General features: G+C 73.4%; 22 protein-coding genes. 6 read left to right on the top strand and 16 right to left on the bottom strand.

Translation table 11 applies throughout. The annotated features are described in order from the left end of the window. Positions 1 to 177 precede the first annotated feature (177 nt). Complete coding sequence (locus tag ACFV0O_RS00580) at positions 178 to 969, bottom strand: hypothetical protein (RefSeq protein ID WP_380334281.1); 792 nt, start codon at positions 967 to 969, stop codon at positions 178 to 180. Positions 970 to 1343: 374 nt separating this feature from the next. Further along, positions 1344 to 5594: a DEAD/DEAH box helicase gene (locus ACFV0O_RS00575; RefSeq protein WP_380334278.1), complete on the bottom strand. Its 4251-nt coding sequence runs from the start codon at positions 5592 to 5594 to the stop codon at positions 1344 to 1346. Between the two features lie 328 nt (positions 5595 to 5922). Between ACFV0O_RS00575 and ACFV0O_RS00570 the strand changes: the two genes are divergently transcribed. Further along, complete coding sequence (locus ACFV0O_RS00570) at positions 5923 to 6303, top strand: VOC family protein (protein WP_380334275.1); 381 nt, start codon at positions 5923 to 5925, stop codon at positions 6301 to 6303. Positions 6304 to 6505: 202 nt separating this feature from the next. Here ACFV0O_RS00570 and ACFV0O_RS00565 read toward each other — a convergent pair whose 3' ends face one another. Both ACFV0O_RS00565 and ACFV0O_RS00560 read right to left on the bottom strand, forming a co-directional pair. After that, positions 6506 to 7894, bottom strand: coding sequence for a HEAT repeat domain-containing protein (locus ACFV0O_RS00565; RefSeq protein WP_380334272.1), 1389 nt, complete (start codon positions 7892 to 7894; stop codon positions 6506 to 6508). Positions 7895 to 8040: 146 nt separating this feature from the next. After that, a complete protein-coding gene (locus ACFV0O_RS00560; protein ID WP_380334269.1) occupies positions 8041 to 8529 on the bottom strand; it encodes a DUF6228 family protein in 489 nt (162 codons plus the stop codon). Between the two features lie 213 nt (positions 8530 to 8742). Between ACFV0O_RS00560 and ACFV0O_RS00555 the strand changes: the two genes are divergently transcribed. After that, positions 8743 to 9951 carry a damage-control phosphatase ARMT1 family protein gene (locus tag ACFV0O_RS00555; RefSeq protein WP_380334266.1) on the top strand — a complete coding sequence of 403 codons (1209 nt, stop codon included), beginning with the start codon at positions 8743 to 8745 and terminating at the stop codon, positions 9949 to 9951. Between the two features lie 29 nt (positions 9952 to 9980). On the opposite strand, the gene ACFV0O_RS00550 is transcribed toward ACFV0O_RS00555, so the two are convergent. Next, a complete protein-coding gene (locus ACFV0O_RS00550) occupies positions 9981 to 10340 on the bottom strand; it encodes a DoxX family protein (protein ID WP_380334264.1) in 360 nt (119 codons plus the stop codon). A 24-nt stretch (positions 10341 to 10364) separates the two neighbouring features. Further along, entirely contained in the window at positions 10365 to 10922 is a 558-nt protein-coding gene (locus ACFV0O_RS00545) for a cupin domain-containing protein (protein WP_380334261.1), read from the bottom strand. An 80-nt stretch (positions 10923 to 11002) separates the two neighbouring features. Here ACFV0O_RS00545 and ACFV0O_RS00540 point away from each other — a divergent pair, with 80 nt between their 5' ends. Beyond that, entirely contained in the window at positions 11003 to 11854 is an 852-nt protein-coding gene (locus tag ACFV0O_RS00540; protein ID WP_380334258.1) for a LysR family transcriptional regulator, read from the top strand. A gap of 126 nt (positions 11855 to 11980) precedes the next feature. Here ACFV0O_RS00540 and ACFV0O_RS00535 read toward each other — a convergent pair whose 3' ends face one another. From ACFV0O_RS00535 to ACFV0O_RS00515, 5 genes are all read right to left on the bottom strand, one after another. Further along, positions 11981 to 13105 carry a DUF4185 domain-containing protein gene (locus tag ACFV0O_RS00535; RefSeq protein ID WP_380334255.1) on the bottom strand — a complete coding sequence of 375 codons (1125 nt, stop codon included), beginning with the start codon at positions 13103 to 13105 and terminating at the stop codon, positions 11981 to 11983. 323 nt (positions 13106 to 13428) lie between these two features. Further along, positions 13429 to 14421 carry an asparaginase gene (locus tag ACFV0O_RS00530; protein ID WP_380334252.1) on the bottom strand — a complete coding sequence of 331 codons (993 nt, stop codon included), beginning with the start codon at positions 14419 to 14421 and terminating at the stop codon, positions 13429 to 13431. Between the two features lie 234 nt (positions 14422 to 14655). Further along, the gene (locus ACFV0O_RS00525) at positions 14656 to 16740 is read right to left on the bottom strand and encodes a transglycosylase domain-containing protein (protein ID WP_380334249.1); all 2085 of its coding nucleotides are present in this window, start codon (positions 16738 to 16740) and stop codon (positions 14656 to 14658) included. Between the two features lie 898 nt (positions 16741 to 17638). Next, positions 17639 to 18544: a LysR family transcriptional regulator gene (locus tag ACFV0O_RS00520; RefSeq protein ID WP_380334247.1), complete on the bottom strand. Its 906-nt coding sequence runs from the start codon at positions 18542 to 18544 to the stop codon at positions 17639 to 17641. An 80-nt stretch (positions 18545 to 18624) separates the two neighbouring features. Then, on the bottom strand, positions 18625 to 19038 hold the full coding sequence (locus ACFV0O_RS00515; RefSeq protein ID WP_380334244.1) for a hypothetical protein: 414 nt from the start codon (positions 19036 to 19038) through the stop codon (positions 18625 to 18627). Between the two features lie 234 nt (positions 19039 to 19272). Between ACFV0O_RS00515 and ACFV0O_RS00510 the strand changes: the two genes are divergently transcribed. Continuing rightward, entirely contained in the window at positions 19273 to 20025 is a 753-nt protein-coding gene (locus tag ACFV0O_RS00510) for a flavodoxin family protein (RefSeq protein WP_380334241.1), read from the top strand. Between the two features lie 98 nt (positions 20026 to 20123). On the opposite strand, the gene ACFV0O_RS00505 is transcribed toward ACFV0O_RS00510, so the two are convergent. Continuing rightward, the gene (locus ACFV0O_RS00505; protein ID WP_380334239.1) at positions 20124 to 20780 is read right to left on the bottom strand and encodes a TetR/AcrR family transcriptional regulator C-terminal domain-containing protein; all 657 of its coding nucleotides are present in this window, start codon (positions 20778 to 20780) and stop codon (positions 20124 to 20126) included. A gap of 109 nt (positions 20781 to 20889) precedes the next feature. On the opposite strand from ACFV0O_RS00505, the gene ACFV0O_RS00500 reads away from it, so the two are divergent. Then, positions 20890 to 21330 (top strand): ester cyclase, encoded by a 441-nt coding sequence (locus tag ACFV0O_RS00500; RefSeq protein ID WP_380334237.1) that lies wholly within the window; start codon positions 20890 to 20892, stop codon positions 21328 to 21330. 566 nt (positions 21331 to 21896) lie between these two features. Here ACFV0O_RS00500 and ACFV0O_RS00495 read toward each other — a convergent pair. From ACFV0O_RS00495 to ACFV0O_RS00480, 4 genes are read right to left on the bottom strand one after another with little or no spacing between them, the layout of a single operon-like run. Beyond that, on the bottom strand, positions 21897 to 22532 hold the full coding sequence (locus ACFV0O_RS00495) for a PIG-L deacetylase family protein (protein WP_380334234.1): 636 nt from the start codon (positions 22530 to 22532) through the stop codon (positions 21897 to 21899). Continuing rightward, positions 22516 to 23154, bottom strand: a complete 639-nt coding sequence (locus ACFV0O_RS00490) for an HAD family hydrolase (protein ID WP_380334231.1) — start codon at positions 23152 to 23154, stop codon at positions 22516 to 22518. Before ACFV0O_RS00490 ends, ACFV0O_RS00495 begins: the two co-directional genes overlap by 17 nt. Next, the gene (locus ACFV0O_RS00485; protein ID WP_380334228.1) at positions 23129 to 24751 is read right to left on the bottom strand and encodes a PEP/pyruvate-binding domain-containing protein; all 1623 of its coding nucleotides are present in this window, start codon (positions 24749 to 24751) and stop codon (positions 23129 to 23131) included. Before ACFV0O_RS00485 ends, ACFV0O_RS00490 begins: the two co-directional genes overlap by 26 nt. Further along, positions 24748 to 25731, bottom strand: a complete 984-nt coding sequence (locus ACFV0O_RS00480; protein WP_380334225.1) for a hypothetical protein — start codon at positions 25729 to 25731, stop codon at positions 24748 to 24750. The genes ACFV0O_RS00485 and ACFV0O_RS00480 overlap by 4 nt, the downstream gene beginning before the upstream one ends. A 148-nt stretch (positions 25732 to 25879) precedes the next feature. Between ACFV0O_RS00480 and ACFV0O_RS00475 the strand changes: the two genes are divergently transcribed. Further along, a complete protein-coding gene (locus ACFV0O_RS00475; RefSeq protein WP_380334223.1) occupies positions 25880 to 26374 on the top strand; it encodes an NUDIX domain-containing protein in 495 nt (164 codons plus the stop codon). Positions 26375 to 26382: the final 8 nt, after the last annotated feature.

Raw genomic sequence — 26382 nt, 5'->3', positions numbered from 1 at the left:
ACCCCGTTGCTCGGCCGCTCGCTTGGCTGCGGCACCCTCAGATGTGTATACCCGCCCGCCCCCACTTCCCCCGGGCGGCGCCCCTGAACCGGCAGGGGCCCCGCCGCTCCGCACGACGTGCGGCCCGGATGATCGATTCCAAGGGGTGGCGGTGCGGATCGAGCAGAGCGGCGAGTGTCACCACTCTGCTGGGGGAAGGACGGGTAGGCAGGATCGGCCTGCGTCCAGGCCCCGGCCACACAGTGAGCACCAGTCGAAGAGGGCAGCGGTGAGTTCGGGGACTGCGGCCCGCAGGGCGGAGGCGGCTCGGTCAAGAGCGTCGCCGTCCAGGGCGAAGCAACGCACGATCCAGGTGTCACGGTCCGTCCGCGGTGTCCACCAGCTGTAAAGCTCCAGGTTGAAGGCCGACCTGCCGTCGAACCACCACTTGTCGGCGGGGCCGGTTGCCTCGTGTACGCGGGGTGGCAGATGTTCCTCGGCGACGGAAGGGTCCACTCCGAGGCCAGTGGTGGTCCGCAGGGCGAGGTGCGGCCACCGGTACACGCTCGCCGACAGCGCGTCGGCCTCCAGACGCTGATCGACGCTGCTGTTGATCACCCTGTGCGGCAACCCCGGTACCGGTATCGCGGTGCGGCCGTCCGCGAGTACGTCCACCCGGCAGGTCCCGGGGCCGTCAAGAATTCCGGGAAACGCCCAGCCATGAGACGTCCAGTGGGCAGACGGAACCCCATCCAGACCGTACTCGTTGGCGTTGCCGCCTCGCGGCGAGTAGAACAGGCCGCCGTATCGCTCCTCGAACCGGATCATCGCGTCCACGATCTCGGGTTCCGCGTCGACCGTTGTCGCGTACTGCCTGATCCGATCGGCAGATGTCGGTGCATGTCGCCGCGCACGCGGCTCAAGGAAGCTGCGGAGCCGGGGCGACACGGTGGGGTCATCAAGAATGTGTATGCCGTACAGGGTACTCATGACCGAAACGGTCGGCCAGGCCACAACTGATTCGCCCCGCACCCCGACATGGCTGCAGGAATCGTTGCGCGCATGGGGGCGATGAAGTCCGACGTCGTTGTGTGAAACCGGAGTTGGACTCCCTCGCGACCGCACTCTACGTCAAGGCCGACGACCTCTGAAGGGATCGCCGATGCCGCCACGGCCGCCACGGCGCCCCGGACGGTGGCCGCCGGCGCCTGACAGCCCGCCGGCGCTGGCGGAGCGGCTGCGCCAGAGCGGCGGCGCGCGGCCGGGCTCCGGGCCCCACCACCCGAGGCCGACCGGCCCGCGCCCCTGACGTCGGCCGGGCCCCTGAACCGGCAGGGGCCCCGCCGCTCCGCACGACCTGCGGCCTAGGCGGGGGGTGGTGGGGGTTCGGGGGTGTCGAGGGGCCAGGTGGTGCGGTCCTCGCGGTGGTCGTAGGTGGGGAGTTCGGCGGCCAGGACGTCGAAGTGGGGCAGCGGGGCCCACAGGGCGCGGTCGCCGACGACGTAGAGCCGGCGTTTGGCGCGGCTGGCGGCGACGTTGAGGAGGTGGGGGGTGCCGGCGGCCCAGGTGCGGGCGCCGGGGCGGCCGGCGCCGAGGAGGAGGATGACGACGTCGGCTTCCTTGCCCTGCGCCTTGTGGACGGTGGCGCAGCGTTCCTCCAGGAGTTCGGCGGTCCAGCCGGGAAGGGTGCGGCAGGTGTCGCGGGCCTCCCGGACGAGGGCGCGGAAGGGGGCGATGATGCGCAGGCGTTCGACGTCGACGTCGTGGTGGTCGAGCCGGCGCAGGAGGAAGGTGAGGGCGCGGCGGTCGCGTTCGCCCCAGGGGGCGTCGGCGGGGCGGTCGGGGTCGGGGGTGTCGAGCCAGCGGCTGGGGAGCAGGCCGTCGTGCTCGGGGTCGGGGAAGGGCTGCGGGTGGGTGCCGTGGACCATGAGGCCGCCGTACGCGACGTCGTTGCTGACGGTGAACATGGGGTCCTCGCAGCGGCGGTGGACGCGCAGCGGTGAGCCGACCCAGACGGTGTCCTCCTCGGCGCCGGTGGGGGCGGGCAGGTAGGTGCCGTAGCGGTTGACCCGGTCGGCGACGGCCTGGGCGGAGGTGGCGGAGGGGAGCCACTCCTCGTCGACGCCGTGGGCGAGCAGGAGCCGGCGCTGCAGGGCGCTCGGCATGGTGACGACGGGTTCGAGCTGGAGGGGGTCGCCGACGAGGACGGCGCGGCGGGCCCGCCACAGGGCGCCGACGGCGGCCTGCGGGGTGGCCTGTCCGGCTTCGTCGACGAGGACCCAGCCGAGGGAGCCGCGGCCGAGCCGGGCGAACATGCTGCCGATGGAGGAGAAGGTGGTCGAGACGACGGGGACGAGGAGGAAGAGGGTCTGCCAGGCGTGCAGGACCTGCTCGTCGGGGACGGGGCCGCTGTTCCCGGCCATGAGTTCCACGAGCACCTGGAGGTTGCTGCGGATCCGCTTGGCCGTGTTGGCGACGAAGGCGCGGTGCAGGTCGAGGGCGCGCAGGAACAGGTCGCTGCGGGCGGTGCTCCAGGCTTCGTCGGCCCAGGGGGCGCCGAGTTCCTGTTCGTGGTCGTCGAGGTGGAGCCAGTCGAGGGGCAGGGAGGGGAGGGTGGCGGCGGCGGTGCGCAGGGTGCGGTGGGCGGCGTCGAGTCCGGCGGTGGCGCCCTCCAGTTCCTGGCGCGCGGCACGGGCGTCCTGCCGGGCCCATTGGAGGGCTTCGTGGGCGGCGGACTCCTCGGTGAGCGCGGCCCGTTCGTGGGTGCGGGCGCGGGCGGCGGCCTCGGCGGCCTCGGTGACGGCGCCGGTGGCGCGGGTGTGCAGGTCGGCGGAGGCGAGGTCCTCGGCGCGCGAGCAGCGGGCGATGTGGTCGTAGGCGTCCTCCAGGGCGGTGCGCTCCTGGACGAGCAGGGCGAGGAGTTCGGCCTGGCTGCGGTCGCGGTGCTGCTCGGCGGCCTGGCGTTCGGCGCCGCTCCGGAGCATGCGGCGCAGCCCCGCGCGCAGACCCGGCTGGCCGGCGGGCGGCTCGTCGTGGAGGGCGGTGAGGGCGTCGACCTGCCTGCGGTGCCGATCGGCGCGCTCGCGGGCGGCGGCCAGCTCCGCCCTGGCGTCGGCGAGGGCTTCGCGGGCCTGTGGGACCCGCCGGTTCGCCGTCTCGTGGGCGGCTTCGGCGGTGCGGGTGACGCTCGCGGCGGCGTCGAAGGCCCTGGTGGCGGTGTCGGCGCGGGCTTCGGCGGCGGCCGTGCGGCTGTCGGCCCGGGTGACGGCGGCGCGCAGGGCGTCGAGGCGGGGACGGGCCCGGTCCGCCCGGGTGTCGGCGAGGGCGGCGGCGAGGCGGGCGCGTTCGGTGCGCAGGCGTTCGACCTCGGTCTGGGCGGACGTGAAGGCGGCGACGGCCTCGGTCCAGGAGGGGACGGGCCGGGCGGGGCCGACGGGGGCGGGGGCGGTGGATGTGGCGGGGGCGGCGGACGTGGCCGCGGCGGACGTGTCTGCGGTGCTCGGGACGGAGGAGGCAACTGCCCTGCCCGCGGGGGTGGTTGTGCGACGGTCGCGCGGGCTGCGGGTGGGCCTGGGCGTGCTCGGGGGGACCCAGTCGCCGAGGACGGCGTTCATACCGCGCAGCGGCGGGAGCCCGTCGGCGGTGCGGGCCGCGGTCTCGTCCTCGGGCAGGCGGCCCCACCAGAAGCGCTCGGTGAACCGCGTGCGGTTGGTCTTGTTGCCGAGGACGGCGGCCACCAGGCCCCAGGCGGGCGCGCCGCCGAGCAGGGCGGAGGCGAGGTCGGAGAAGTGGTCGGGGCCGTCGTGCCAGTGCTCGTCGAGGGCGGCCGCGGCGGGCAGTTCGGCGGTGACGTTCTCCACGGCGCCGTTGTTGGAGGAGGTCACCACGATCTCGCGGCCGGTGAGCCTCGGGTCGAGGGTGGAGACGAAGCGGGCGTGGACACCCTGGCGGTCCTTGCCGCGCCAGGCGCGACCGACGAACGCCTCCTCGGGCCGCCGGTAGCCGGCCAGCACGGCGGCGCGTTCGACGACGAGGGCGGCGACCAGGTCGCGCAGCATGGTCGTCTTGCCGGTGCCGGGCGGGCCGTTGACGGAGAAGAGGCCTCCGGCGTCGGCGGTGGCGGCCGTGGTGTTGGTGGCGGCGGTGGCGCTGGCGGTGGCGCTGGCGCTGGTCGAGACGGTCCCGGTGCGGTCGGCGAGCATCCGGTTGACCGCGAACTGCTGGCTGAGCGCGAGCGGGTAGCGCGCCTTGGCGGGCCAGCGCCCGGCGGGCACGAGCGCCGGGTCGACGCCTTCGAGGACGGCGAGGCGGTCCTCGCGCAGGTCGGTGCGGGCGGTCACGGGGATGTCCCGGCGAGCGGTCAGGTACGCCTCCAGGGCCGGGCCGAGGCCCGCTCCCCCGCCGACCTGGCCGCCCTGGCCGCCCTGGCCGCCCGGCCCGCCCTGGCCGCCCGCCGTGAGGGAGGCGCGGACCCGGGCGAGGTCGGGCGGGAGGAAACTGTTCAGGAACGGCTGCGGGGCGGCGGGCTTGGCCTTCGGGTCGCGCGGGAGGCGGACCAGTCGGCTCCGGACCCGGATCACCCGCGGGTCCAGGTGCTCCTCGACGCCGCAGAGGTGGGCGATCTGGGCGGTCAGGGCGACGAGGTCGGCGAGTGCGACCGGACGCGGGCCGGTGTCGTCCGTGCTGTCGTCCACGGTCCCGTCGACGGCGTCGGCAGCAGGCTCGACGGGTGACGGCAGGTGGGCGGGTGACGGCACCTCGGCGGCCGGCCCCGGCACCGCGACCCCGTCCGTCTCCGCCCGCTGCGGACGGCGGGCCGCCGACCACTCCGCGACCCGCCGCACCAGGGGCTCCGTCGCCCCCTGCACGGCAGCCCCGGCGACCTCGCCGAACAGCGCCCCGACCGCCGCCACCGCAGCCCCGCCCAGGACCTCCGCCAGCAACTGCTGCCAGCCGGTTGCCGCATCCGACGCCTCCCGCACGAGCGGCGCGCCGCCCACCGGGCGGGACAGCACCGGGTTCGGCAGGAGGCGGGGGCCCGGCCCGTACGGGATCGGTGTGGCGGCCAGCCGCCCCACCGCCACCTCGAACGCCTCGCCCAACTCCTCGAAGCCGTCCAGCCATCCCGGCGCCGACGGCCCCGGGTCGAAGAGCCGTCCCGTCGCCCAGGCGCACGCCGAGACCACCGAGGTGTCCCCGACCGGCCGTCCGTGCTCGTCCAGGACCAGGGCGAACATCGCGCTCCGCCCGGACAGCTTCAGCTCCTCCTGCGGCACCCCCGGATCCGGGTCGGTGCCCTCGGGCAGGACGGCGATCATCGCCTGGCGCAGCAGCTCCAGCTCGAACACCCCGCCGTACACCTCGTGCCGCCACACCATCCCGCGCGGCGCCCGCAGCGCGGCCGTCTCCGGATGCTCCGGCGCCCACGGCAGCACCGGCGCCGCCCGGCCGGCGGCCGGGGTGACGTCGACGACGACCGTGTCCGAGGCCCGGGGACGGCCCGCGCGGCGCTTGCGCGGCACCTCCGGGATCGCCGGCGGGCTGAACAGCTCGATCGCCCGCCAGCAGTCCAGCAGATCCCCCGTCCGCCGGCCCTGACCGTCCCCGCTCCCCACCCGTCGCCCCCTGCGTCGAACCAGTGACACCCAGCCGCTTCGTGTGCCGATCGGCCGGCGGCCGAATCTACCGGACGTGGGGTGAGCGGGCCGAGTGCGGGCAGCGGGCCCGAGCCGCCGTCGGGCGGCACGGAGGCCTCGTCCGTACGGACGACGACCACGCCCGCCACCGAGTCATCGCGACCGCGCACTCCGACGAGCGGAACAGGACCGGGATCCCGGAAAACCCTTCGCGCCCGTTCGCCCCGCCCGGTACGGTCCCGACCGTGCTCGTCCGCCGGTGTCACGCCGGTTCGATTTGGCCCCACGCCGAGAGTAGGTCCCGTCCATGGCATGTCGTATCAGCGAACTCGTGCTCGGTTGCCACGATCCCGAGGTACTGGCGCGGTTCTGGTGCGAGGTCCTGGACTTCGTGGTGCTCGGTCGCGAGGACGACGGGAGCATCGAGATCGGGCCCCGCGAAGGCTTCGGCGGCGCGCAGCCGACGATCTTCCTCAGCCGTCGGGACGAGCCGGAGCGGGGGAAGCCCCGGCTGCACATCGACGTCAATCCCACCGACCGCGACCAGGACGCCGAACTCGAACGACTCCTGGGGCTCGGGGCCCGTCCGGCCGACATCGGCCAGACCGGTGAGGAGTCCTGGCACGTCCTCGCCGACCCGGAGGGCAACGAGTTCTGCCTGCTCAAGGCCCGCCTCAGCCCGCTCTGACGGCCCCGGTGGGGGCGGGCCGCAGCAGTGCCGGCCACCGGCGTCACGGCGGTCCTCCGCGCCCCACCGCAACCGGCCGTCCTCGACCGGGTACCGGTGGAGGCCCTCGACGTCCCCACCGTCGGGGAGCGCCCGCGCGACCGCGTGCAGGTAGCCGGCGAGGCCGGTCCGGGCGTCGCCGCAGCCGGCGGGGAGGGGTGCCTCACGCACCGCCTGCCCTCGGCCGACCGGGGCGGTGCGGGCGGGCATAGAGGTCGCGGCGCTCCGGTTCCTCGGCGGGGAGCCCGGTGTAGGCGCGCAGCGCGGGGCCGGTGTCGGGCAGCCCGAGGGCGGACAGGGCGTCACGGGTCGCCGGGCCGGAGAGCCGGGTGTCGTACCAATCGGCGGGAATCCGGTCCGCCACCGTCCGCAGGACGCACTGCAGTGCGGGCGCGAGGTCGGCGAAGGCGGCGGGGCCGACCGGTTCGAAGTCGGTGCGCAGCAGGCGCGCTGCGAGGCCGCGGACTTCGAGGACGTCCATGAACCGCAGGCAGTGCGCGACGGCGGTGAGGAGCCGGTCGTCGTCCGGGGCGAGGTCCCGGAGCGCGAGGAGCGTGCGGGCGGTGTAGCGGTGCAGGTCGTCGCCGTCGTGGTCGGTGCCGGGTTCGGGCACGGGAGCGGCCGAGGCGGCGGTGAGTTCGGTGATGACGCGGTCGAGCAGCCGGTCGTCGAAGGGCGTGCCGTCGGAGGGCGCTCCGCCGGAGGGCGCTCCGCCGGAAGGCGCGTCGCCGCCGGAAGGCGCGTCACCGTCGGGCAGGAGGAACAGGCGGGCCAGGGCGGTTGCGGCGGCCCACCGCAGCAGCGCGTGCTCGGCGTCCAGGTGCGGCAGGAGCCACGCGGCGTCGCCCCGGTTCCCGAGGAGTCCGACGGACAGCAGGACGGTGGCTGCCGCCTTCGGGTCCTGCTCGCCGGCGGAGCGGCGGACGAGCGGTGGCAGGCTCTCGGCGGAGTCCTCGGGGAACCAGGCCAGCAGGTAGGCGGTCCTGGTGCGGATCGTCGGGTCCGGATCGTCCAGGAGGGCACGCAGCCGGGGCAGTCGGGCGCGGACGGCGTCGTAGCTGCGGAGTGCGCCTTCGCGGCCGTCGACCGGGTGCCCGGCCGCCGCGTGGTCCCGGGCCTCGCGGAGCCTCCCGAGGCGCTGCTCGTCCGTCTCGGCGGCGATCTCGTCCTCGTACCAGCGCAGGCTCTCCTCGTGGGGGACGACCGCGGCCCGCCAGGCGGCGGTGTCGATGCCCAGGGGCAGGTCGTACGCGTCGTGCCAGTCGACGGCCAGCCGGGTCAGCAGCCACAGCGCGTCGACCCGTGCGGGCGGCGGGCCGTCGACGGCGATCCGGGCGAGGAACGGTACGGCGTAGGGGGAGGCCGAGTAGCGCGTCCCCTGGTGGAAGATGTTGCCGGAGAGGACCCGGAAGGCACTGTCGCGGGCCTTCTCGTCGGGCCCGCAGGCCGCGCGCAGGAGGGCGGGCACGTCCGCCGCGCTTCCGTAGGCGTGCCCCAGCGCGGCCCAGTCGATGTCGTCCAGGCCGGTCAGCAGGTCGTCGGGTCGGATCATGGTCGGCACTCAAGCACACGGCACCGACATCGCGAGGGGGCGTCAGCCGTGCGCAGGCCGGGTGAGCCGCGCAGGCGGAGGGCTCCGCGGTGCCGTCCGGCTCGCACCGCCCGTCGGCCACAGGTCGGCCCCGGATCAACCGTGGGTCAGCCCCGGGCGGCGGCTCGGGGAGTGAGGAACTCCCTCAGGTCGGCCGCGAGGGCGGACATTCCCTCGCCCGCCTCCAGCACGGTGGTCACGGACGTCTCCCACCCGTCGTCGCGCGTCATCCAGGGCGTGAGCGTCCAGGTCAGGAAGACGTGGCCGCCGGACTTGAAGGACGCCCGCAGCGCCAGGTGGTTGGTGCTCCAGGTGCGCTCGCCCTCCCAGCCGCGGAAGTCGCCGGCGAGACGGCCGAGGAAGTCGTCCAGGGAATCGAGGTCCCACACCCAGGTCTCGACCGAGTCGATGCGGGCGTGCAGCCCCGCCGCGCTGACCTCCACGGCGAAGCCGATGCCGAGTTCGTCGGGGAAGTAGCGGTCGCAGAGCCTGACCAGGGTGGCGGGGTCGTCCTGATGGCGAACGACGACGTCGGGGACATCGGGGACATCGGGGACATCGGGGACGTCGGGGTGTTCGGGGCTGCGCTCGGTCATCCCCGGAGCATAGGCGGTCGCCTCCCGGCCGCCCTTCGGTGCATGCCGACCGGGCGCGGGCCTCCGAGGTCCGCGGCCCACACGCCCGGCGTGGTCGACGGACCGGCTCCCTCCCCGGGCCGCGTAAGGTCGGCGATCGTCGGCGATCGTCGGCGATCGGCCCGCATCGGCCCCGCCCGCCCGATGGTGATGACGAGAGAGACGAGCAGCACCGTGTCGAACGCGCCCGTGATCCGCAGCGACGTCCCCGGGTCCTTCGCCTGGGGCGTCTTCCACGAACGCCACCCCGTGCTGGTACGGCAGGTCCTCGACGCCCTGCCCTACGGCCCCGCCGAGCGGGCGGCGGTCGAGCGGCTGCTCGCGGAGAGCACCACCGGCGTCCTGGTGCCGCCGCGTGCGGAATCCCCGGACCTCACGGACTCCCCGGCCGCCGCCGCGCAGTGGACGGCGTGGGGCGAGGGCCTGTGGGGACGGCCGTGGGGCGAGGCGCCGTTCCTGTGGGCGGAGAGCTACTTCTACCACCGGCTGCTCGACGCCACCGGCTACTTCCGGCCCGGCCCGTGGCAGGGCGTCGACCCGTTCGCGCCGTTCAAGGCCGCCGAGCTCGGCGGGACGGCGGTCGACGACGAACTGGCCGCGCTGGACGGGCTGGACGGACTCGATGAGCTCGACGAGCCGCCGCGGACCCGGCGCGCGGACGCCCTGCTGCAGTCGGCGTTGTGGGGCAACCGGGCGGACCTCAGTTTCCGGATGACCGCGGAGAAGGACGGAGCCTCCGGATCCGACCTGATCGCCGACGACAGCGCCCGGCTGTGGACCCTCCTGGAACGGTCCGGCGGCGGGCGGGTCTGCGTCCTCGCGGACAACGCGGGCCGGGAACTCCTGCCGGACCTCGTGCTGATCGACCACCTCCTGGGGCGCGGCCTGGCCCCGCAGGTCGTGCTATACGTGAAACCCCAGCCGTACTTCGTGTCGGACGCGACGATGACCGACGTCCTCGCCGCCCTCGAACGCCTCCGCACCGCGCCCGCACCGACCGCCGCAGCGGTCGGCGAGCGGCTGTGGCAGGCCATGGGCAGCGGCACGCTGTCGGTCCGCACCCACCCGTTCTTCTGCGCACCCCTGCCGTACCACGCCATGCCCGCCGACCTCCGGGGCGAACTCGCGGGCTCGGCACTGACGGTCGTCAAGGGAGACCTCAACTACCGCCGCCTGGTCGGCGACCGGCTCTGGCCGCCGACCACCCCGTTCGGCGAGGTGACGGGACACTTCCCGTCAGCCGTCGCGGCCCTGCGGACCCTCAAGTCGGACGTGATCGTCGGCGTCGACGCCGCCACCGTCGCCCGGCTCGACCGCACCGGCACGCCGTGGCGCACCAGCGGCCGGCTCGCCGTCATCCAGGTCGACGACGCACGACGCTAGCCGGGGACGGTGGACAGGGCCGTGCTCGCTCACAGTCCGGTGGCGAGCCAGACGGTCAGGGCCGTGGTGACGATGAGCCCGATATTGAGGCCGATCCGGCGGTCCCCGCCGGTCAGGTGGACGACGACCGCACCGAACTGGAGGAGGAGAAGGCCGACGGCCGCGGCCGTTGCCAGCGCGGGAGCGGTGCCGGTCAGCGGCGGCAGGACCAGGCCTGCCGCGCCGAGGACCTCGACCACTCCCAGTGCCCGTACGGCGGGCAGGGGCACGCGGTCGATCCAGGTCATCATCGGTCGGAGCCGGTCACGGCTGCGGACCACCTTGAGCACGCCCGCGTAGAGGTAGAAGGAGGCGAGCAGTCCTGCGGCGATCCCATAGGCGATGGTCATGATTCCCGTTCGTGGTCCGGCCCTTCAGGCCGCGTCGGTGGTGGACTCGGTCGCGCCGGTGGCGGACTCGGCCGCGCCGGTGGCGGGCACGACCGCATCGGTGGCGGGCACCGTCGCGTAGCGGCTCATCGCGTCGATGTTGGCTTCCGCGGTCAGTGGCCGGCCGGCGGTGAGCACGTCCTGGAGGTCCCGGAAGTACTGGACGTACAGGTCCGGGGTGAAGGTGCTGAGCATGACGGCGGGGTGGTCGGTCGGGTTGGCGAAGGTGTGCGGGGTGCCGGGCGGGACGACCACGAGGGTGCCGGCGGTGGCGTCGTGGTCCTCGTCGCCGACGGTGAAGCGGATGGTGCCGGCGAGGACGTAGAAGCCCTCGTCGTGGCCGGCGTGACGGTGTTGCGGCGGCCCGGCGGTGTGCGGGGCGAGGACGGATTCGGCGATCGCGAGGCGGTGCCCGGTGTGGCTGCCGTCCTCCAGGACGCGCATGCGGGTGGTGCCCAGGACGATCGTCTCGCCGTCGCCGGGGCCGACCACCGAGAGGGCTGGGGCGGGCTGCGGTGTACCGGTCTTCGTTTCTTCGGTCATGTCACGAGTGCACCGCCGGGGGGCCGCGGCTGTCCAAGACCTGTCCCGCGACGCCGATACCCGGCGGGTATCGTTGCAGCGTGGAGCTACGCACCCTGCGCTACTTCGTCGCCGTTGCCGAGGAACTCCACTTCGGCCGGGCCGCCGCACGCCTGCACATGAGCCAGCCACCGCTGAGCCGGGCGATCCGGCGGCTGGAGGCCGAGGTCGGCGCCCCGCTGTTCACCCGCTCACCCGCCGGGGTCTCGCTCACACCGGTGGGCACCGTGCTGCTCGACGAGGCGCGGGCGCTGCTCGACCACGCCGACCGCCTGCGGGAGCGCGTGGGCGCGGCGGCCGGCGCCGCGACCGTCACCGTCGGCATCCTGGGCGACGGCACCGACCCGGGACTGACCAGGCTCGCCGCCGCGTACCGGCTACGCCACCCCGGCGTCGACATCCGCGTCCGGGACACCGACCTGACCGACCCCACCTGCGGTCTGCGCGCCGGACTGGTCGACGTGGCCCTGACCCGGGCGCCGTTCGACGAGACCGGGCTGACGGTGCGCACGCTGCGGCGCGACCCGGTGGGCGTGGTCCTGCGCGCCGACGACCCGCTGGCCCGGCGTGACCGGCTGCGGCCGGACGACCTGGACGACCGCCGCTGGTTCCGCTTCCCGCCGGACACCGACCCGGTGTGGCAGGCGTACTGGCACGGCGGCAGGCCCCGCGAGGGCCCGGTGGTGCGCGCCGTCCACGAATGCCTGCAGGCCGTCCTGTGGAACGGCACGGTCGGCCTGGCCCCGCTCGGGCACGACCTGCCCGCGGAGCTGGCCGTCGTCCCGCTGACCGGCATCGCGCCGAGCCGCGTCGTCGCGGTGTGGAAGGAGGGCGACACCAACCCGTTGATCCGGTCGTTCGTCGACATCGCGGCCACCGCGTACCGGCGCTGAGCCGCACCGGACACCGCGGGCGGCTCCGGACACCGCCGACACCGCGGAGCGGCACCGGACACCGCGGACACCGCGGAGCGGCAGCTGCGCCCGGTCCGCTCCGGGCGCCACTGCCGCCGCCCGGGTTCAGGACAGCATGGCGATCCGGTACTGCATGATCCGGTAGTTCGTCGGGTCGTACCACTGGCTGACGACGATGTGGAAGTTGCCGAACGTCGAGCCCGGGATGACGAAGCCGCCGTACGGGCTGGCGACGAGGTTGCCGACCTCCTGGCCCGGGCTGCCGGGAAGGATCATGGTCTGCTCCAGCGTCCTGGTCAGGTCCGAGGTCGGGAGGGGGAAGACCATCGCCCTGATCGACAGCGGGTCCATGTTCAGCCAGGTGAGGACGTACTTGCCGTCCATGGCGCGGAAGCACATCTCGCCCCACCTGCGGGTGCCGAGGACGGTCGTCGGGGCGGGCGCGTTCCACTGCCAGCCGCCGTCGGCGAAGCCCCACGGCTCGTAGGCGTCCGGGTTGCCGAGGCTCTCCTTGCGGACCCGGTGCAGCAGCATGCCCGATTCCACGTCGCGGTTGAAGACCGTCGACAGGACGTAGCAGTAGCCGTCGTCGGCCACCGCGTACGTCTTCTGCTGGAACTGGCCGCCGTGCAGGTCCCCCGGCCACTGGCACAGGTACTCCCAGGACTCGCCGTTGTCGGTGGAGCGCCAGAAGTCGGTGTGGTGGGTGTCGTAGATGACGCCGCGCATGAGGTGCATGTACATCACGCCGTCGACGACGAACACGTCGGACGGGATCGCCGTCGTGAACTTGTCCCCGACCGGGTTGTGCGGCTCGTCGACGAGGCTGTTGGCGTGGCCGCCGCCCACGCTGCCGTCGATGCGCAGGTTGTTCAGGTCCGCGCTGCCGGAGCGCAGGCCCACCGGGGCCCGCCAGTCGGCGGCGCCCACCCGGTCACCGTCGAAGGTGTCGCCGCAGACGAAGAGCATGGTGCCGTCCGGGCACAGCACGGGGATGCCGAGGTCCGTCCACGGCGAGGCGAACGGCCCGGTCTCCAGCGGGCCGCTGAGGTTCTTCACCTTGGTCGCGATCGTCGGACCGGTCGGGTCGTTCGGGCCGCCGGCGACCGCCGCGGGTGCCCCCGAACCGATCGCCCCCGCCCCCACGGCGACCCCGATGCCGATCCTGAGGAGTGTGCGGCGGGACGGGCCGCCGGTCGTCGCGTCGTTCCCGCCCGATGAGTGGGTCATGGTGTCGATGGCCTTTCCGAGTCGACGGATCACCGGTCCCGCGGCCCCGGAGCTTCGGCGGCTTCGCGTTCCCGCTGCTTCGAACGGACCGCGCGGCGCGGTGGCGAGGGGTCGCCCCCGAGGCTACGGCGGCCGGTCGCCGTTCCGTCGATCAGTGAACAGACCTTCACTCACATGAGTTAAGCCACACGGAAGTTCACGATCCCGACGCGTGCGGACGCGCAAGTACCACGTGTGCGGACGCACCCGCGCCACGCGTGCGGACACCGCGCGACGGCTTGCTCCGCAGGGCGTGGGCGGGCCGGGTGGCCGGGTGCCGGCGGTCAGTGGGCCGCGACGGCGAAAGCGGCGGTGATCTCGGCAGGGGTGCGGCCCTGGCGGAGCAGGGTGTGCAGGAGGAGGCGGGCCTTGTGGGCGTCGAGGTGGCCGGCCCGGATCAGTCCGCGGGCCAGCAGGTCCTTCTCCGAGCCGGGGAAGCCGTACGTGCCCCGCAGGACGGGCCCGTTGCCGATGCGGCTGGCGAGGACGACGGGGATGCGCGACGCGGCCCGTTCCAGGATGCCGACGAAGCCCTCGGGGACGTGGCCGACTCCGAACGCGGCGACGACGAGTCCGTCGCAGGCCTCGGCCATCGCGGCAAGGAGGGTGCCGTCGTCTCCGAGCGTGGCGGTGTACAGGCCGACGCGAGCGGCGGCGCCGGTCGTCGGGCGGGCGAAGGTCGTGCGGGCGGCGAGCGGGGCGTGCAGGTGGACGCGTCCCTCGTGGATGCGGCCGAGGGGACCGGTGGCCGGGGAGGTGAAGGCGGCGGGGCTGGTGCTGTGGGACTTGCGGACGGTGCGGGCGGCGTGGATCTCGTCGCCGAGGACGACCACCGTGCCGGCGCCCGTCAGTTCCGGGGCGGCGGCGGCGATGACGGCCGCGTGGAGGTTCGCGGGGCCGTCCGGTCCGGGCAGGGTGGGATTGCGCATCGCCCCGGTGACGACGACGGGCTGGTCTCCGGGGAGCAGCAGGTCGAGCAGGTAGGCGGTCTCCTCGATGGTGTCGGTGCCCTGGGTGACCACGGCGCCGTCGCAGCCGGTGCGGAAGGCGTCGGCCAGGGCTTCCGTGAGCGCGTCGAGGTCGTCGAAGCCGAGGGAGGCGCTGGGCACGTTCCGGACGTCGTGGACGCGCAGGTCGACGTCGAGGTGCTGCAGGGCGGGGACGGCGGCGAGGAGGTCGTGGGCGGACAGCGCCGGGACGACGCCACCGGTGACCGGATCGGTGGTCATGGCGATGGTGCCGCCGAGGGAGAAGACCGCAACTGTCCTGGTGTCCAACGGTGTTCGCTCCTTCTCCGGGGTCCGGCTGCCGGCCTGCCGACGGGTGGCCGGGCGGCGAGGTGGCCGGGCGGCGGGGTGGCCGGGCGGCGGCCCCGGGGCAATCTACCGGGTGCCCGCACCGGCCGGGTGACGCGTGACGCCGGTCTCCGGATGCGGTTCCGGAGACCGGCGTCATCACCCCGGCCGAGGGACTCCCCGCGGGGGCGTCGCCGGGGCGTCGCAGGGGTGCGGTCAGCGCTGCTGGCCGGTCGGGGTGGTGGCCGGCGCGTCGGTGGTGTTCCCGGTGTTGGCGGGATCGGGCTTGGTGACCGGGTCCGGGATGTCGGCCATCGGCAGGGACTGCTTGGGTGCGCCGCGCAGGGCCTGGTTCATGGCGTCCCGCCAGATCGGGCCGGGGCCGTCGGCGCCGAACACCTCGGTGTGGTACTTGCCGTTGATGGTGATGTTGCGCATCTCGACGCCGCCGGCGGGGCCGCCGAGCCAGACGGCGGTGGCGAGCTGCGGGGTGTAGCCGTTGAACCAGGCGGCCCGCTTGCGGTCGGAGGTGCCGGTCTTGCCCGCGATCTGACGGTTGCCGTCGAGGCCGAGGTCCTTCCCGGTGCCGCTCTCGGTCACGCCGTTGAGGACGGTGTTGAGGGCTCGTGCCGTCTGGTCGGAGAACACCTTCTCGCAGCGGCCCGCCGGGACGGGGACGTCCTTGCCGTCGACGGTGGTGATCTTGTCGATGGCGACCGGGGCGCAGTGGGTGCCCTGCGCGGCGAAGGTCGCGTAGACGTTGGCCATGGTGAGCGGGCTCATCTCCTCGACGCCCAGGGCCATCGCGGGGACCTCCTCCAGCGGCTTGCCGCTGGCCTTGCTGGTGATGCCGAGCTTGTTGGCCATCTGCTTGACCGCGCAGAGGCCGATCTCCTGCTCCATCTGCACGAAGTAGGTGTTGACCGAGAGAGCCATCGCCATCTTCAGCTGGTAGGGGCCCTTCTCGGCGGCGGATTCGTTGGGCACCACCGTCTTGGGCCGGCCGTCGTTCTTCCAGGTCCCTTCGCAGGTCTTCATCGTCGGGTACTCGAGCTTGTTCGGGGACGAGTACTCCTGGGTCGCCGGTATGCCCGCTTCGAGTGCGGCGGCCGCGACGATCGGCTTGAACGTGGAGCCGGGCTGGAAGCCGTTGCCGCCGCCCATCACCTGGTCGACGTTGAGGTTGACGACGGTCTGGTTCTTGTTCGTGTCCAGGCCGTAGGGGCGGGTCTGGGCCATGGCGAGGATCTTGCCGCTGCCGGGCTCGATCATGGTGGCGGCGGCGGAGACGCTGTCGGTGACCTTCACGTTGCCGCTCACCGCGCTCTGGGCGGCAGCCTGCTTGTCGGGGTCCAGCGTGGTGTGGATGTTGAGGCCGCCCTGGTTCCAGAACTTCTTGCGGTCCTCGGCGGTCTTGCCGAAGGCCGGGTCCTGCTTGACGACGTGGCGGACGTAGTCGCAGAAGAAGCCCATGCCGGCCTGGGCGGTGATGCAACCGTTCTGCGGGTCCTTGTAGTTGAGGCCGAGCGGGGCGGCCTTGGCCTCCGCGGCCTGCTCCGCGGTGATGTGCTTGTTCTCCAGCATCTTGCCGATCACCACGTCGCGGCGGGCCTGCGCGTCCTGCGGGAACTGCTTCGGGTTGTACTGGTAGGGGTTCTGCACCAGGCCGGCGAGCAGGGCGGCCTCGGCGATCGTCAGGTCCTTGTTGCTCTTGCTGAAGTAGCGCTGGGACGCGGCCTCGACGCCGTAGGCGCCGTTCCCGTAGTACGTGATGTTGAGGTAGTTGGTGAGGATCTGGTCCTTCGGCAGGTCCTCCTCCAGCTTGATGGCGACCTTGAGCTCCTGGATCTTGCGGCCCAGGGTCTTGCGCTGGGCCTCCAGGACGGCGCCCTTGTCGTCGCCGGCCTGCTCCACGTTGACGTTCTTCACGTACTGCTGGGTCAACGTGGAGGCGCCCTGCGAGGTGGTGCCGGTCTCCGCGTTCTTGCTGATGGCGCGGAGGATGCCCTTGAGGTCGACGGCGCCGTGCTCGTAGAAGCGGGCGTCCTCGATGTCGACCTGGGCGTGCCGCATGAACGGCGACATCTGGTCGGCGGTGATGACGGTGCGGTCGCGCTCGTAGACCTTGGCGATCAGCCCGCCCTTGGCGTCGAAGATCTGCGTCGCCTGGGTCAGCGGCGGGGTCTTGAAGTCGTTGGGGATGTCATCGAAGTCCTCGGCCGTGCTCTTGGCGGTCAGCCCGATGCCGCCGGCGACGGGCAGGACGAGGCCCGCCAGCAGGACGCCGGAGACGACACTCACACCCAGGAAGGTCGCACCGAAGCGGGCCAGCCGAAGCGGCGACTTGCGGGACGGGCGGGGTTCCGCAGCGTCGGACGAATTCCAAATCGGGGGGAGGTTCGATTCCATTCCGAAATGCTAACCCGCAGAGGTCGCCGGTCGAACGATTTTTCGCAGGCGACTGTCACGGCTGTGCAACAGGTTCCGGAGGTCGACTCCACATGGAGAGTCGTATACGAACTGAATGGGCGCGAAGGAATTCGGTGATTGCACCGGATGTGAAGACCCCGCGCACGGCGGCGCTCCCGCAGCCTTTCCCCCGCCCCTTCCCCCGGCCCTCCCCGCGCGTCCGCTCCCGCGGCCCTCCATCAGTCTGATGCCCTGAGTCGGCAAAAGGTTGCACGCGGCCGGCCAGTCCGGCCCGCGAGAGGTCGAGCCGTCGCCCGCCCGCCCCACCCGGGCGCCCGGTTCGGCCCGTGCGGGGCAGTGGAGCGCACCCCGGCCCACGGGGCACCCCTTCCCCCGCCCGGCCGACGACGACGCCCGCCGACCGGACGCCCACCGCGGGCCCCGCCCCGGGTGGCGGAGGCTCCCCGCCACCCGGGACCCCGGCCGGGCCGGCATCCCGCACCGAGGCCGCCCGGCCCGGGCGGCCCGCCCCCACACCCCCGCAAAGCACACCTGCGACCCACGGTGAATGGCCCGGCGAATCCCCGGATTTCCACCGCGCACCCGGCAGGCAGTTGGTGGCGGAACCAGTGCCGTACATCCGGAACACGAGGAGTAGCGGCGCAGGTACGGGTCGGGATTTCCGGCGCGGTCCGGGCCGGCGCTATGGGGTTCCATTTCCTTTTTGGAGTTCCTGCCCCGATTGTCGTCGAGGCCACGGGTCAGCCGGTGAGGGATGGGGCGGATCCGTTCAACGGTCGGTGGGGGCGGGCTGCGCCGAAGCCCGCAGGAGCAGGTCACGCAGGGCCGTGGCGGCGTCCGACGGCTCGGCGGGGGTGAGGACGACCTGGTCGACGGTGGTCGACGGGCCGGTGAGGGGGATGACGCGCAGGCCGGGCGGCTGGTGGTCGACCGCGGACTCGACGGTGATGCCGATGCCGGTCCCGGCGGCAACGTGGGCGGCGATGGCGTGCACGCTGTCGGCGGTCCTGATGATGCGCAGGTCCGCCCCGCCGATCCGGAAGGCCGAGAGCAGGCGGTCGCAGAGACCGCTGTTGATCTGGTGGGGCCAGGTGAGCAGATCGGTGGTCGAGAGTTCGGCGGCGTTCAACTCGCACTGCCCGGCGAGGGGATGAGCGGCGGGGACGAGTGCCACGAACCGCTCCGTGGACAGCACCCGCGCGCGGACACCGGTGATGTCACCGGTCGCCCAGCCGACGCCCAGTCCGATCGTCCCGGCCCGCAGGGCGGTGAGCTGCGCGGTGGTGGGCATCGGCTCGGGCACGATCGTCATGTCGGGGAAGCCGTCGCGCAGTTGCGGCAGGCAGCGCAGCAGCAGCTGGTGCCCGGTGTACTCGGCGTGGCCGACGACGAGGGTGGTGCCGGTCTCGTCACCGGCGGCCAGGGCGCGTCCGCGCTGCTGGAAACGGCGCAGCTGGGCGAGGGCGGCGTGGGCGTCGGGCAGGAGCGCCTCGCCGAGGCCGGTCAGCGAGACCCGGCGGCTGGTGCGGTGGAACAGCCGTCCGCCCAGGGTGTTCTCCAGCCGCCGGACGGCTTCGCTGACGGTGGGTTGTCCCCGGTGCAGGCGTGCGGCGGCGCGGCCGAAGTGGAGTTCCTCGGCGACGGCGACGAATGCTTCGAGTTCGATCCTGTCCACGGGAGCAGGCTAGGTCCTGTCCGGCCGGACAGGACCGAGGGCTCCCCCGTGACCCGCGCGGGCCCGGGGTCCGTCCGTCGTCACACCGCTTCCGGGTCGGTGCCGACCGCGCCGGCCGAGCGGAGGGAGCGCCCGAGGTCTCCGGTGAGGATGCGGGGGTGTCGCCGCCACCACCACAGGTCCGGGCCCGGCAGCCGGTGGAATCCTTCGAGTGCCTGGCCGTCGTCGTCGACGGTGGCGGCCCGGTACCGGTCGTCCAGCGCCCTGATCCGCGGGGTCCAGATCCGGACGACGTGCTCGTCCAGCGGGAGCCACGCCTCGTGCAGCCAGTTCCTGCAGGAGAGGTCGTTGGTGTACTCGTCGATGTCGTCGTCGTAGCCGTGCTCGACGGAGGTCACCAGGGCGGCCCACGCGCCCACCATGTCGGCGACCGTGAACACCGTCCGCCAGCCGCGCCGGTGCAGCAGCTCCCCCACCTCGGTCTCCGTAGCCATTGCCGTGAGGCTTTCACATCGCGACCGGCCCGGCCACCGGCCCGGAGGATCCCGCACGTGTGCCGCCACACGGGCGCGGACCGCGATCGATCGGTGCGGCCGATCGCTGCGGTCCGGAGTTCGGCGTTGATGGTGCGGGGCGCGCGGGCTGAGATGGGTGGGCAGCCGGAACCCGGGAACCCTGGGCTCGGGCGATCCAGGGCCTTCCCCACCACCAGAAAGCAGTGAACAGTCATGGCAGTCAAGGACGTCGACCGTACGCAGGACGCGCCGGCGGTCACGGTCACCGTGGTCTACCACTCGGTGCACGGACACACCCGGGTCCTCGCCGAACACCTCGCCGACGGGGCGCGGCTGGTGCCGGGCGCCGACGTGCACCTCGTCGAGGTCCGGCCCGAGGACGTCGTCGCGGGCCGGTGGCACGACGCCGGGGCGATGGCGCTGCTGGAGCGCTCCGATGCGATCGTCTTCGGCTGCCCGACACTGATGGGCAGCGTGTCGGCGGTGTTCAAGGCGTTCATGGAGGCGGCGTTCACGCCGTTCGTCACACAGGGGTGGAAGGACAAACTGGCCGGCGCCTTCACCATGTCCGCCTCGCAGAGCGGCGACAAGCAGTCGGTCCTGGAGCAGTTGGCGGTGTTCGCCGCGCAGTTGGGCATGCAGTGGGTCGGCGTGGGCGACCTCCCGGGCAACAACTGGAGCGGCGGCTCCCGCGACGACCTGAACCGGCTCGGCTCCTGGCTGGGCCTGATGAGCCAGAGCCACGCCGACCGGGGACCGGAACAGGCCGGATCGCGCGGCGACCTGATCACCGCGCAGCGGTACGGCGAGCGGATCGCCCGGCTGACCCAGCGGTGGGTCAACGCCGTGCCGTACGAGACGCCGCGGATGACCGAGCACGAGGCCCGCGACCTGTCGGCCTCCCTCAGGGCCGGCCGGGACCGCGGCGAGACCGACGACGCACCGGCGGCACAGCCCGTCGGCTGACCGCAGGGGGCGAACGGGGCGTACGGGGCGTACGGGGCGGACGGGTTGCACCGAGCGCGAGGACGGGAGCGAGGACGGGAGCGAGGACCGCGCAAGCCCTAGCGTGATGCCTCGAAGCCGAGCAGCAGGGCTTCGAGCGCGAACGCGAACCGCTCGCCGTCGTCCGCGCCGACGCCCTCGCTCGCGGCGCGGATCAGCAGCGGGTACCGCTCCGCCTCCAGCGCGGCCAGCCAGCCGGCGCCGCCCGCCTCCTCGGCGCCGACCGCGATCTGGGCCTCCGCCGTCGCGTGGCCGATCACGAACACCGCGAGGGAGTTGAGCGCGTGCAGCGCCCGGCCCAGCGGGAAGCCGCCGGCCGTGAGCAGGCGCAGGAGCGCCTCGATGTCGTCGAGGGTCGCTGGGGTGACGGCGGGCCGGGAGGTGGCGAGCGGGAGCACGGCCGGGTGCCGCAGCAGACCCTCGCGCAGGGCGGTGGCGTACGCGCGCAGGGCCGCCCGCCAGTCGGCCGAGCCATCCATGGCAGGGGTGGCGGCCGTGAACACCTGCTCCACCAGACCGTCGAGCAGGGCGTCCTTGTTCGGCACGTAGTGGTAGAGCGTCATCGCCTCCACGCCCAGCTCCTCGCCGAGCGAGCGCATCGTCAGGCCCTTGAGCCCGTCCCGGTCCACCAGGCCGAGCGCCGCGTCGAGGATCTGCTGCCTGCTCAGCCCCACCCGCTCGCCCCGGCCGCGCCGGGCCGCCTGCCGCTGTGCCATGCCTGCTCCTCCTCGCCCCGGACGGGCTTGACTTTCTTACACGATAAGAGAACACTCTCCCTCAGTAAAACTTACAACGTAAGAAACAGCCGCAACGGGGGGAACCACCATGTCGACCACTGCCAACAAGCAGGTCATCCGCGACTTCGTCACCGCGCTCAACGACCGCGCCGGCGACGGCTGGGTGCGGCTGCTCTCCCCCTCGGTGATCGACCACAACAAGATCATCTTTGGCGAGGAAGACGCCCCCGGCGCCGCCATCGAGGGCTTCCGCCTCCAGCTGGCCGCCTTCAGCACCGAGGCCGAGGGCGACGGCTTCCACATCCAGCAGCTCATCGCCGAGGACGACGAGGTCGTGGCCCGCCTGCGGGTGGCCGGGGTGCACACGGGCTTCCACGCCCGGATGCCCGAGCCGACCAACCGTCGCTGCGACGTCGAGCAGATCTGGATCTTCACCGTCCGCGCCGGGCAGATCGTCGAAATCCGCGCCGTCAGCGACCGCCTCGGCATGTTCATCCAGCTCGGCTGGGACTGGCCGACCATGGACTGAGCCGGGGCGCCAACCAGCGGGGAGGGCACGTCAGCCACACCGTCTCCTCCGACGGGTCGACCCCGGCACACTGGGGTGCGGGCCGGAACCGGTACACGGACGTGCACCGCCTACTGGACCAGAAGTGGACGATCAGCGCCAGCACCCGCCACCTCGACCTGGACTGCAAGACCGTCCGCAGGTTCAAGACCACCCCGCTGGGCGAACTCCTCGCCTCCGCCCGGGACTTCGGAGCCAGCGGACAAGGGCTGATCTACCCGTTCAAGCCCTACCCGAACAGCAGGTTCACCGCCGGGTGCACCACCGCCCAACGACTGTTACCGCCGGGCGCGTCACGCAGGTCAGCAGGGCTCCACGGCCACGCACTGAGACGGCTGATGCGGCGGCTCCCGTCAGTCATCCGCTGGCCTCGGAAGTGGCCGGAACGCGGGCCGAACTGCCCGGGGCCTTCGGCACCTGAGCAGTGGGGATCGCGACCGGGTCCGGTCGGACACGTTGATGCAGTCCTTGAGCCTTTTGAGGTCCCGCCGCACTGCTCCCGGGAGCTGGCCACCGGAGCAGCAGCGTCACAGATGGGGGGCTGTGGGCAGGCGTCCGAGGATCGGTAGGGCGGTGAACGCTTCGGCGTAGAGGGCCCCGCTGCGTCTGCCCCACAGGACGGCGAGGTGTTCGGCCATGGGGCCGAAGTGGTCATCGATCGGCTGGGAGCGGTGCGCGCGCAGGGCCCGCATCTTGGTGTCGAAGGTGCTGGTCACGTCGACCATGACGGTGGGTGTCACGGGACCGCTGAGGGTGAGGGAGTTGTAGGTGTCGCTGGTGTAGAGGCGGCGCGGTCGGCCGGTTTCGATTTTCGCCTCGGGCAGCGCGTCGAGGACGGCTTCGCACACGCGGCGATGGGCGGTGTGGACGTCGTTGACCGGGTGAGTGATGACGACGGACGGCCGGAGCTCGACCAGTAGCTCCCGGACGGCTTCAGCGTGGAGCTCGGGCAGCTGGTGGAGCGTGGCGCCGAGGATGGCGGCACCGGCGCGGGCTTCGGCGTCGCGGATCGGGTTGTGGCAGGGCACGGCAATGCTGACGGGCGCGTGCTGGGCGTGCAGGGCGAGGGTGGCGCCGGCCCAGAGTTCGGCATCGTCGGGGTGGGCGAAGACGGCGAGCACGGACTGCGGGCCGGTGGCCTGGTCGTCAGGGTTGCGCGGCACGTGGACCTCCAGTGGACGTGGCGGGTGCGGGGACAGCGAGACGGCCGCCTCGGATGGTGAGGGTGCGCATCCCGGCGGACTGCGCCGCGGCGATCCCGTCGGCAGCGTCGTCGACGGCCAGGCACAGTGCCGGGTCGACGCCGAGCCGATGGGCGGCTTCCAGGTAGGAGTCGGGCGCGGGCTTGCCGCAGGGGACGTCGTCGGCTGTGACGATCACGGGCAAGAGTTCGGCCAAGCCGAGAAGCCGGATGCCGTGGTGAACGAGGACGGCGGCCGCGCTGGAGGAGACCGCCCGGGGAATGTCGAGGCGCCTGGCTGCGTGGAGGAGGTCGAGCGCGCAAGCGATGGGGGCGGGGGCGGGCCCGCCCAGCAGCGCGGCCCGGCTGCGCGCCACCACGTCCTCCACCGGCACGAAGCCGACGCCTGCGACGAGTGCCGCGATGACGTCGCACACGGGTAGGCCTGCGAGCCGGCGATAGCGGTCGGCGGGCACGTCGATTCCGTGAGGTGCGAGCGCGGCTTGGAGGGCGGCGTGTCGGGCGCTGGTGTTGTCGACGACGGTGCCGTCCCAGTCCACGATCAGCGCCGCGATGCCCTCAAGGTGCCGCTCTGCGGTCTGCATGGGGAACTGCCCGCTGGTGGAGGATCTGGCCTTCGGGCCCGAGGACCGCGATGGTCTTGGGCGGGGGCGGTGCTTGCGTGGGCCACAGCAGCACCCCGAGGCCCGGAAGGTCGATCATCTGGCAGCTGTCCGGCACGGTGGGGGGAACGGCGAGGTCACCGGGAATCAGCACCCCGATGGGGTGCGCGCGCCCCGTGCCAGCGGTGAGGCTGGCGGGCGCAGGGCCGTTCGGGCCGTGGAGGAGGATGGTGGCCGCGCGGCCGTCGGCGGGTTCGGTCCCGGCCAGGATGCGGGCGAGCACCCCGGTGGTAGCGAGTGAGTGGGCTCGTGCGACGCGCTGGGCGGGGACGGCGGGGGCGGGGCGGACGGTGCCGGCGCCGCCGTCGACTTCGACGACCGTGCCGGGGGCGAGATCGGTTAGGGCGGCGGTGACGTTGGTGACGCAGGGGATGCCGAGTTCACGGGTGATGATCGCGGTGTGCGACAGCTCGCCGCCGGTGCCGGCCACAACGGCGGCCGGTCCGGTGAGCAGCGCCGGGACGGCTTCGGGGCCGAGCGTGTGGCAGAGCAGAACCTGGTCGGCGATCGCGGGGTTGTCGGCGCTGGTGAGGAGGGTTGTGGGTCCGGTGCCGCGTCCGGGGGCGGCTGCGATCCCGTGCAGCACCTGGCCGTCGGTGGAGCCCGTTTGGCTGGTGGTGTGGTCGGTGAGTGGCGCGGTGAGCGGGCGGGCCTGGACCAGGTGGAGCGTGCCGTCGGCGGTGATCACCCACTCCACGTCGACGTGGTCGAGGTCGAGGGCGGCGGCGGCACGGGCGGCGGTGGCGAGCAACTGCTCACGTGCCTGGGGGGTGAGCACGGGCTCCTCGGCCAGGGTGGCCGGGGTGTGGAGGTGCAGCACGCCCGCGACGGACGTGAGGATCTTCGCCCGGGTTCCGGTGGCCGGGTCGAGGTCGACCCACTCACCCGGTGGCGTCGTCAAATCGGCGGGGCATCCCGGGAGTTGGATGGTCTCCTGTGTGGTGGACCGGACGGTGGGCCGGGGGCCGGGGCCGCTGGTGTGGATCTCGCCGGTCTGGGTGCCGCTGACGAGCGGCTCGGCGAGGCCGCGGACGGCCTCGATGCGCCAGCGGGTGCACCGGCTGTTGGTGACCTCAGCGGCCAGGACGCCCGAACAGGCCGGGCGCAGGGCGGGCTGAACGAGGACGGCGATGGCCGGCAGGACGGGGGCGGCGAGGGCCTGGCTGTAGGCGATGACGGTCGGGTGGTGGGCGGAGGCGCGGACAGCTCGGACGGCGTCCAGCAGCGCGGTGGGCTCGGCCGTGCTGATGCGGGAGGTGAACAGGCCGGCGAAGGAGGCGGTGGCGCCGTCCTCGGCGACGGCGGAGGAGCGGGCGATCAGGCCGTGAGGGGCCGGGCAGCGGGCGAGGATCTCGGCTGCGGCGGCCTCCAGGTGCTCATCGGGATGGCCGACAGGGATGACGATCCCGGGGGGAACGGGCAGGCCGGCGGCGACCAGGCGGGCCAGGGCGGCGGCCTTCGCCCCGGCGACCTGAGTCGTCAGCGCGTGGTCGAGGGCGGGCAGGGCAGTGGCGGTCATCGGGCGGCTCCTGGGGCCAGCAAGTCGGCGGTGGTGACGGTGGCGGGGTCGGTGCCGTGGCGTTCGCACCAGCGGCGGGTGGCGGCGAGGAAGCGGTGCCGCTGGACCTTGCGGCTCTCCTCGCTGCCGGCCGCCCACCGGCACACGCTGGTCAGCGCGGCCACCCGCGCGGTGGCGATGCGGTCGCCGGCGGCGGCGAGTTGGGCGGCCAGCGCCCACGCGTCGCGAAGTTGGACCGCGCGGCGGCGGGCCCCGTCGACGGCGGTGCGCTGGCCGGTGGTATCGGTGGTGGTGGCGGCGGTGAGCAGGTGGGCGGCGCGAGCGTGGTCTTCGAGGGGCATCGCGGCGGCGGCCGGGGAGCCGTCGCCGTACAGGGTCCCGGCACGCGCGGCGAGGGCGCCGGCCGCGGTGGCGAGGTCAGCACCCTCGGTGAGGGCGGCGGCGCCGTCCAGGAGCGCCAGGTGGGCGTCCAGGAGGTGGCCGGTGACGTCGGGGGTGTTCAGTGTCAGGCGGCATGCCCGGCCGTCGGCGTCACTTCCGAGCAGGTCGGCGAGCAGCTGCTGCCAGTGGTCGTCGGGCAGGAGCCAGTTGACGATGTGGGCGCTCATCACGCCGAGGAACGCCCCGGTCGCGGCGGCCAGCTGTGGCTCGGCGGCCTCGCCGTGGTCCAGCTGGTGTTCCAGGGCGAGCAGGGTGGCGTCGGCACGCTGGTGGCGCTGCTCGGCGGCGGTGACCATCGCGGTGGCGTAGGCGGGGTCGGCGAGCAGGTGGTGCCAGCGGGCGGTGAGGGCGAGGTGGTCGCTCTCGGGGATGTCGACGATGCCCGCGCGCCGCAGGCGCCCGTACGGGCGGGGGTCGTCCATGAAGACCAGCGGCCAGCGGGTGAGCGAGGTGGTGTACAGGTCGAGCTCCAGCGTGGTGCTGCCGGGTCTGGTGTGCTCGTAGTCGCAGGTGAGCAGGCCTTTCCAGACTCTCTCCACAGGTTCCTCCCTTGCCGGGGCCGGTCGGCGCGGTGGCCGGATCGGTGACGTTTGGTCATCTGGTTGGTGCGGGGTGTGAAAGGCTCGGCCCCCTGCCACCCGGGGGTGGGTCCGGGCGGCGCCGTGGGCCGGATGCCGAGGAGTTGAAGTGATCAAGGAATCGACGGCCAGCGCGTTCGTCTTCCGCACCAACGGGGACGGTGTCCCGAGGGCGGCTCTGGTGTGGCACCCGCGGCTGGAGCTGTGGCTGCCGGCCGGCGGACACGTGGAGGCGGACGAGAGTGCGGCCGAGGCCGCGCTGCGCGAAGTCGGGGAGGAGACCGGGCTGCGGGCCGAACTGCTGCCCGGCCCGTCGCTGCCTCTTCCGGCCGGTTTCCCGCACAGCGCGGTTCCCGCTCCGTGGTGGGTGGTCGAGATGGACGCCTGCGCCGACAACCACACCCGCGAGCAGCACGTCCACATCGACCACGTCTTCGTCGCCCAGGTCCACGACGGCACGGTGGACCAGGGCGCGGTGCACGAGGTGCGGTGGTTCACCGAGCAGGAGATCGCCGAGGTCGAGGGCTTGTCGGAGGACTCCCGCCTGCAGGTGAAGCAGCTCCTCGCGATGATCGCGGACGGGTCGCTGCGCCTGTCGGCGTGAGCCCGGGG

This window comes from Kitasatospora sp. NPDC059577 (assembly GCF_042735475.1).
GTDB lineage: Bacteria > Actinomycetota > Actinomycetes > Streptomycetales > Streptomycetaceae > Kitasatospora.
This window is presented reverse-complemented; position numbering and strand designations above follow the sequence as displayed.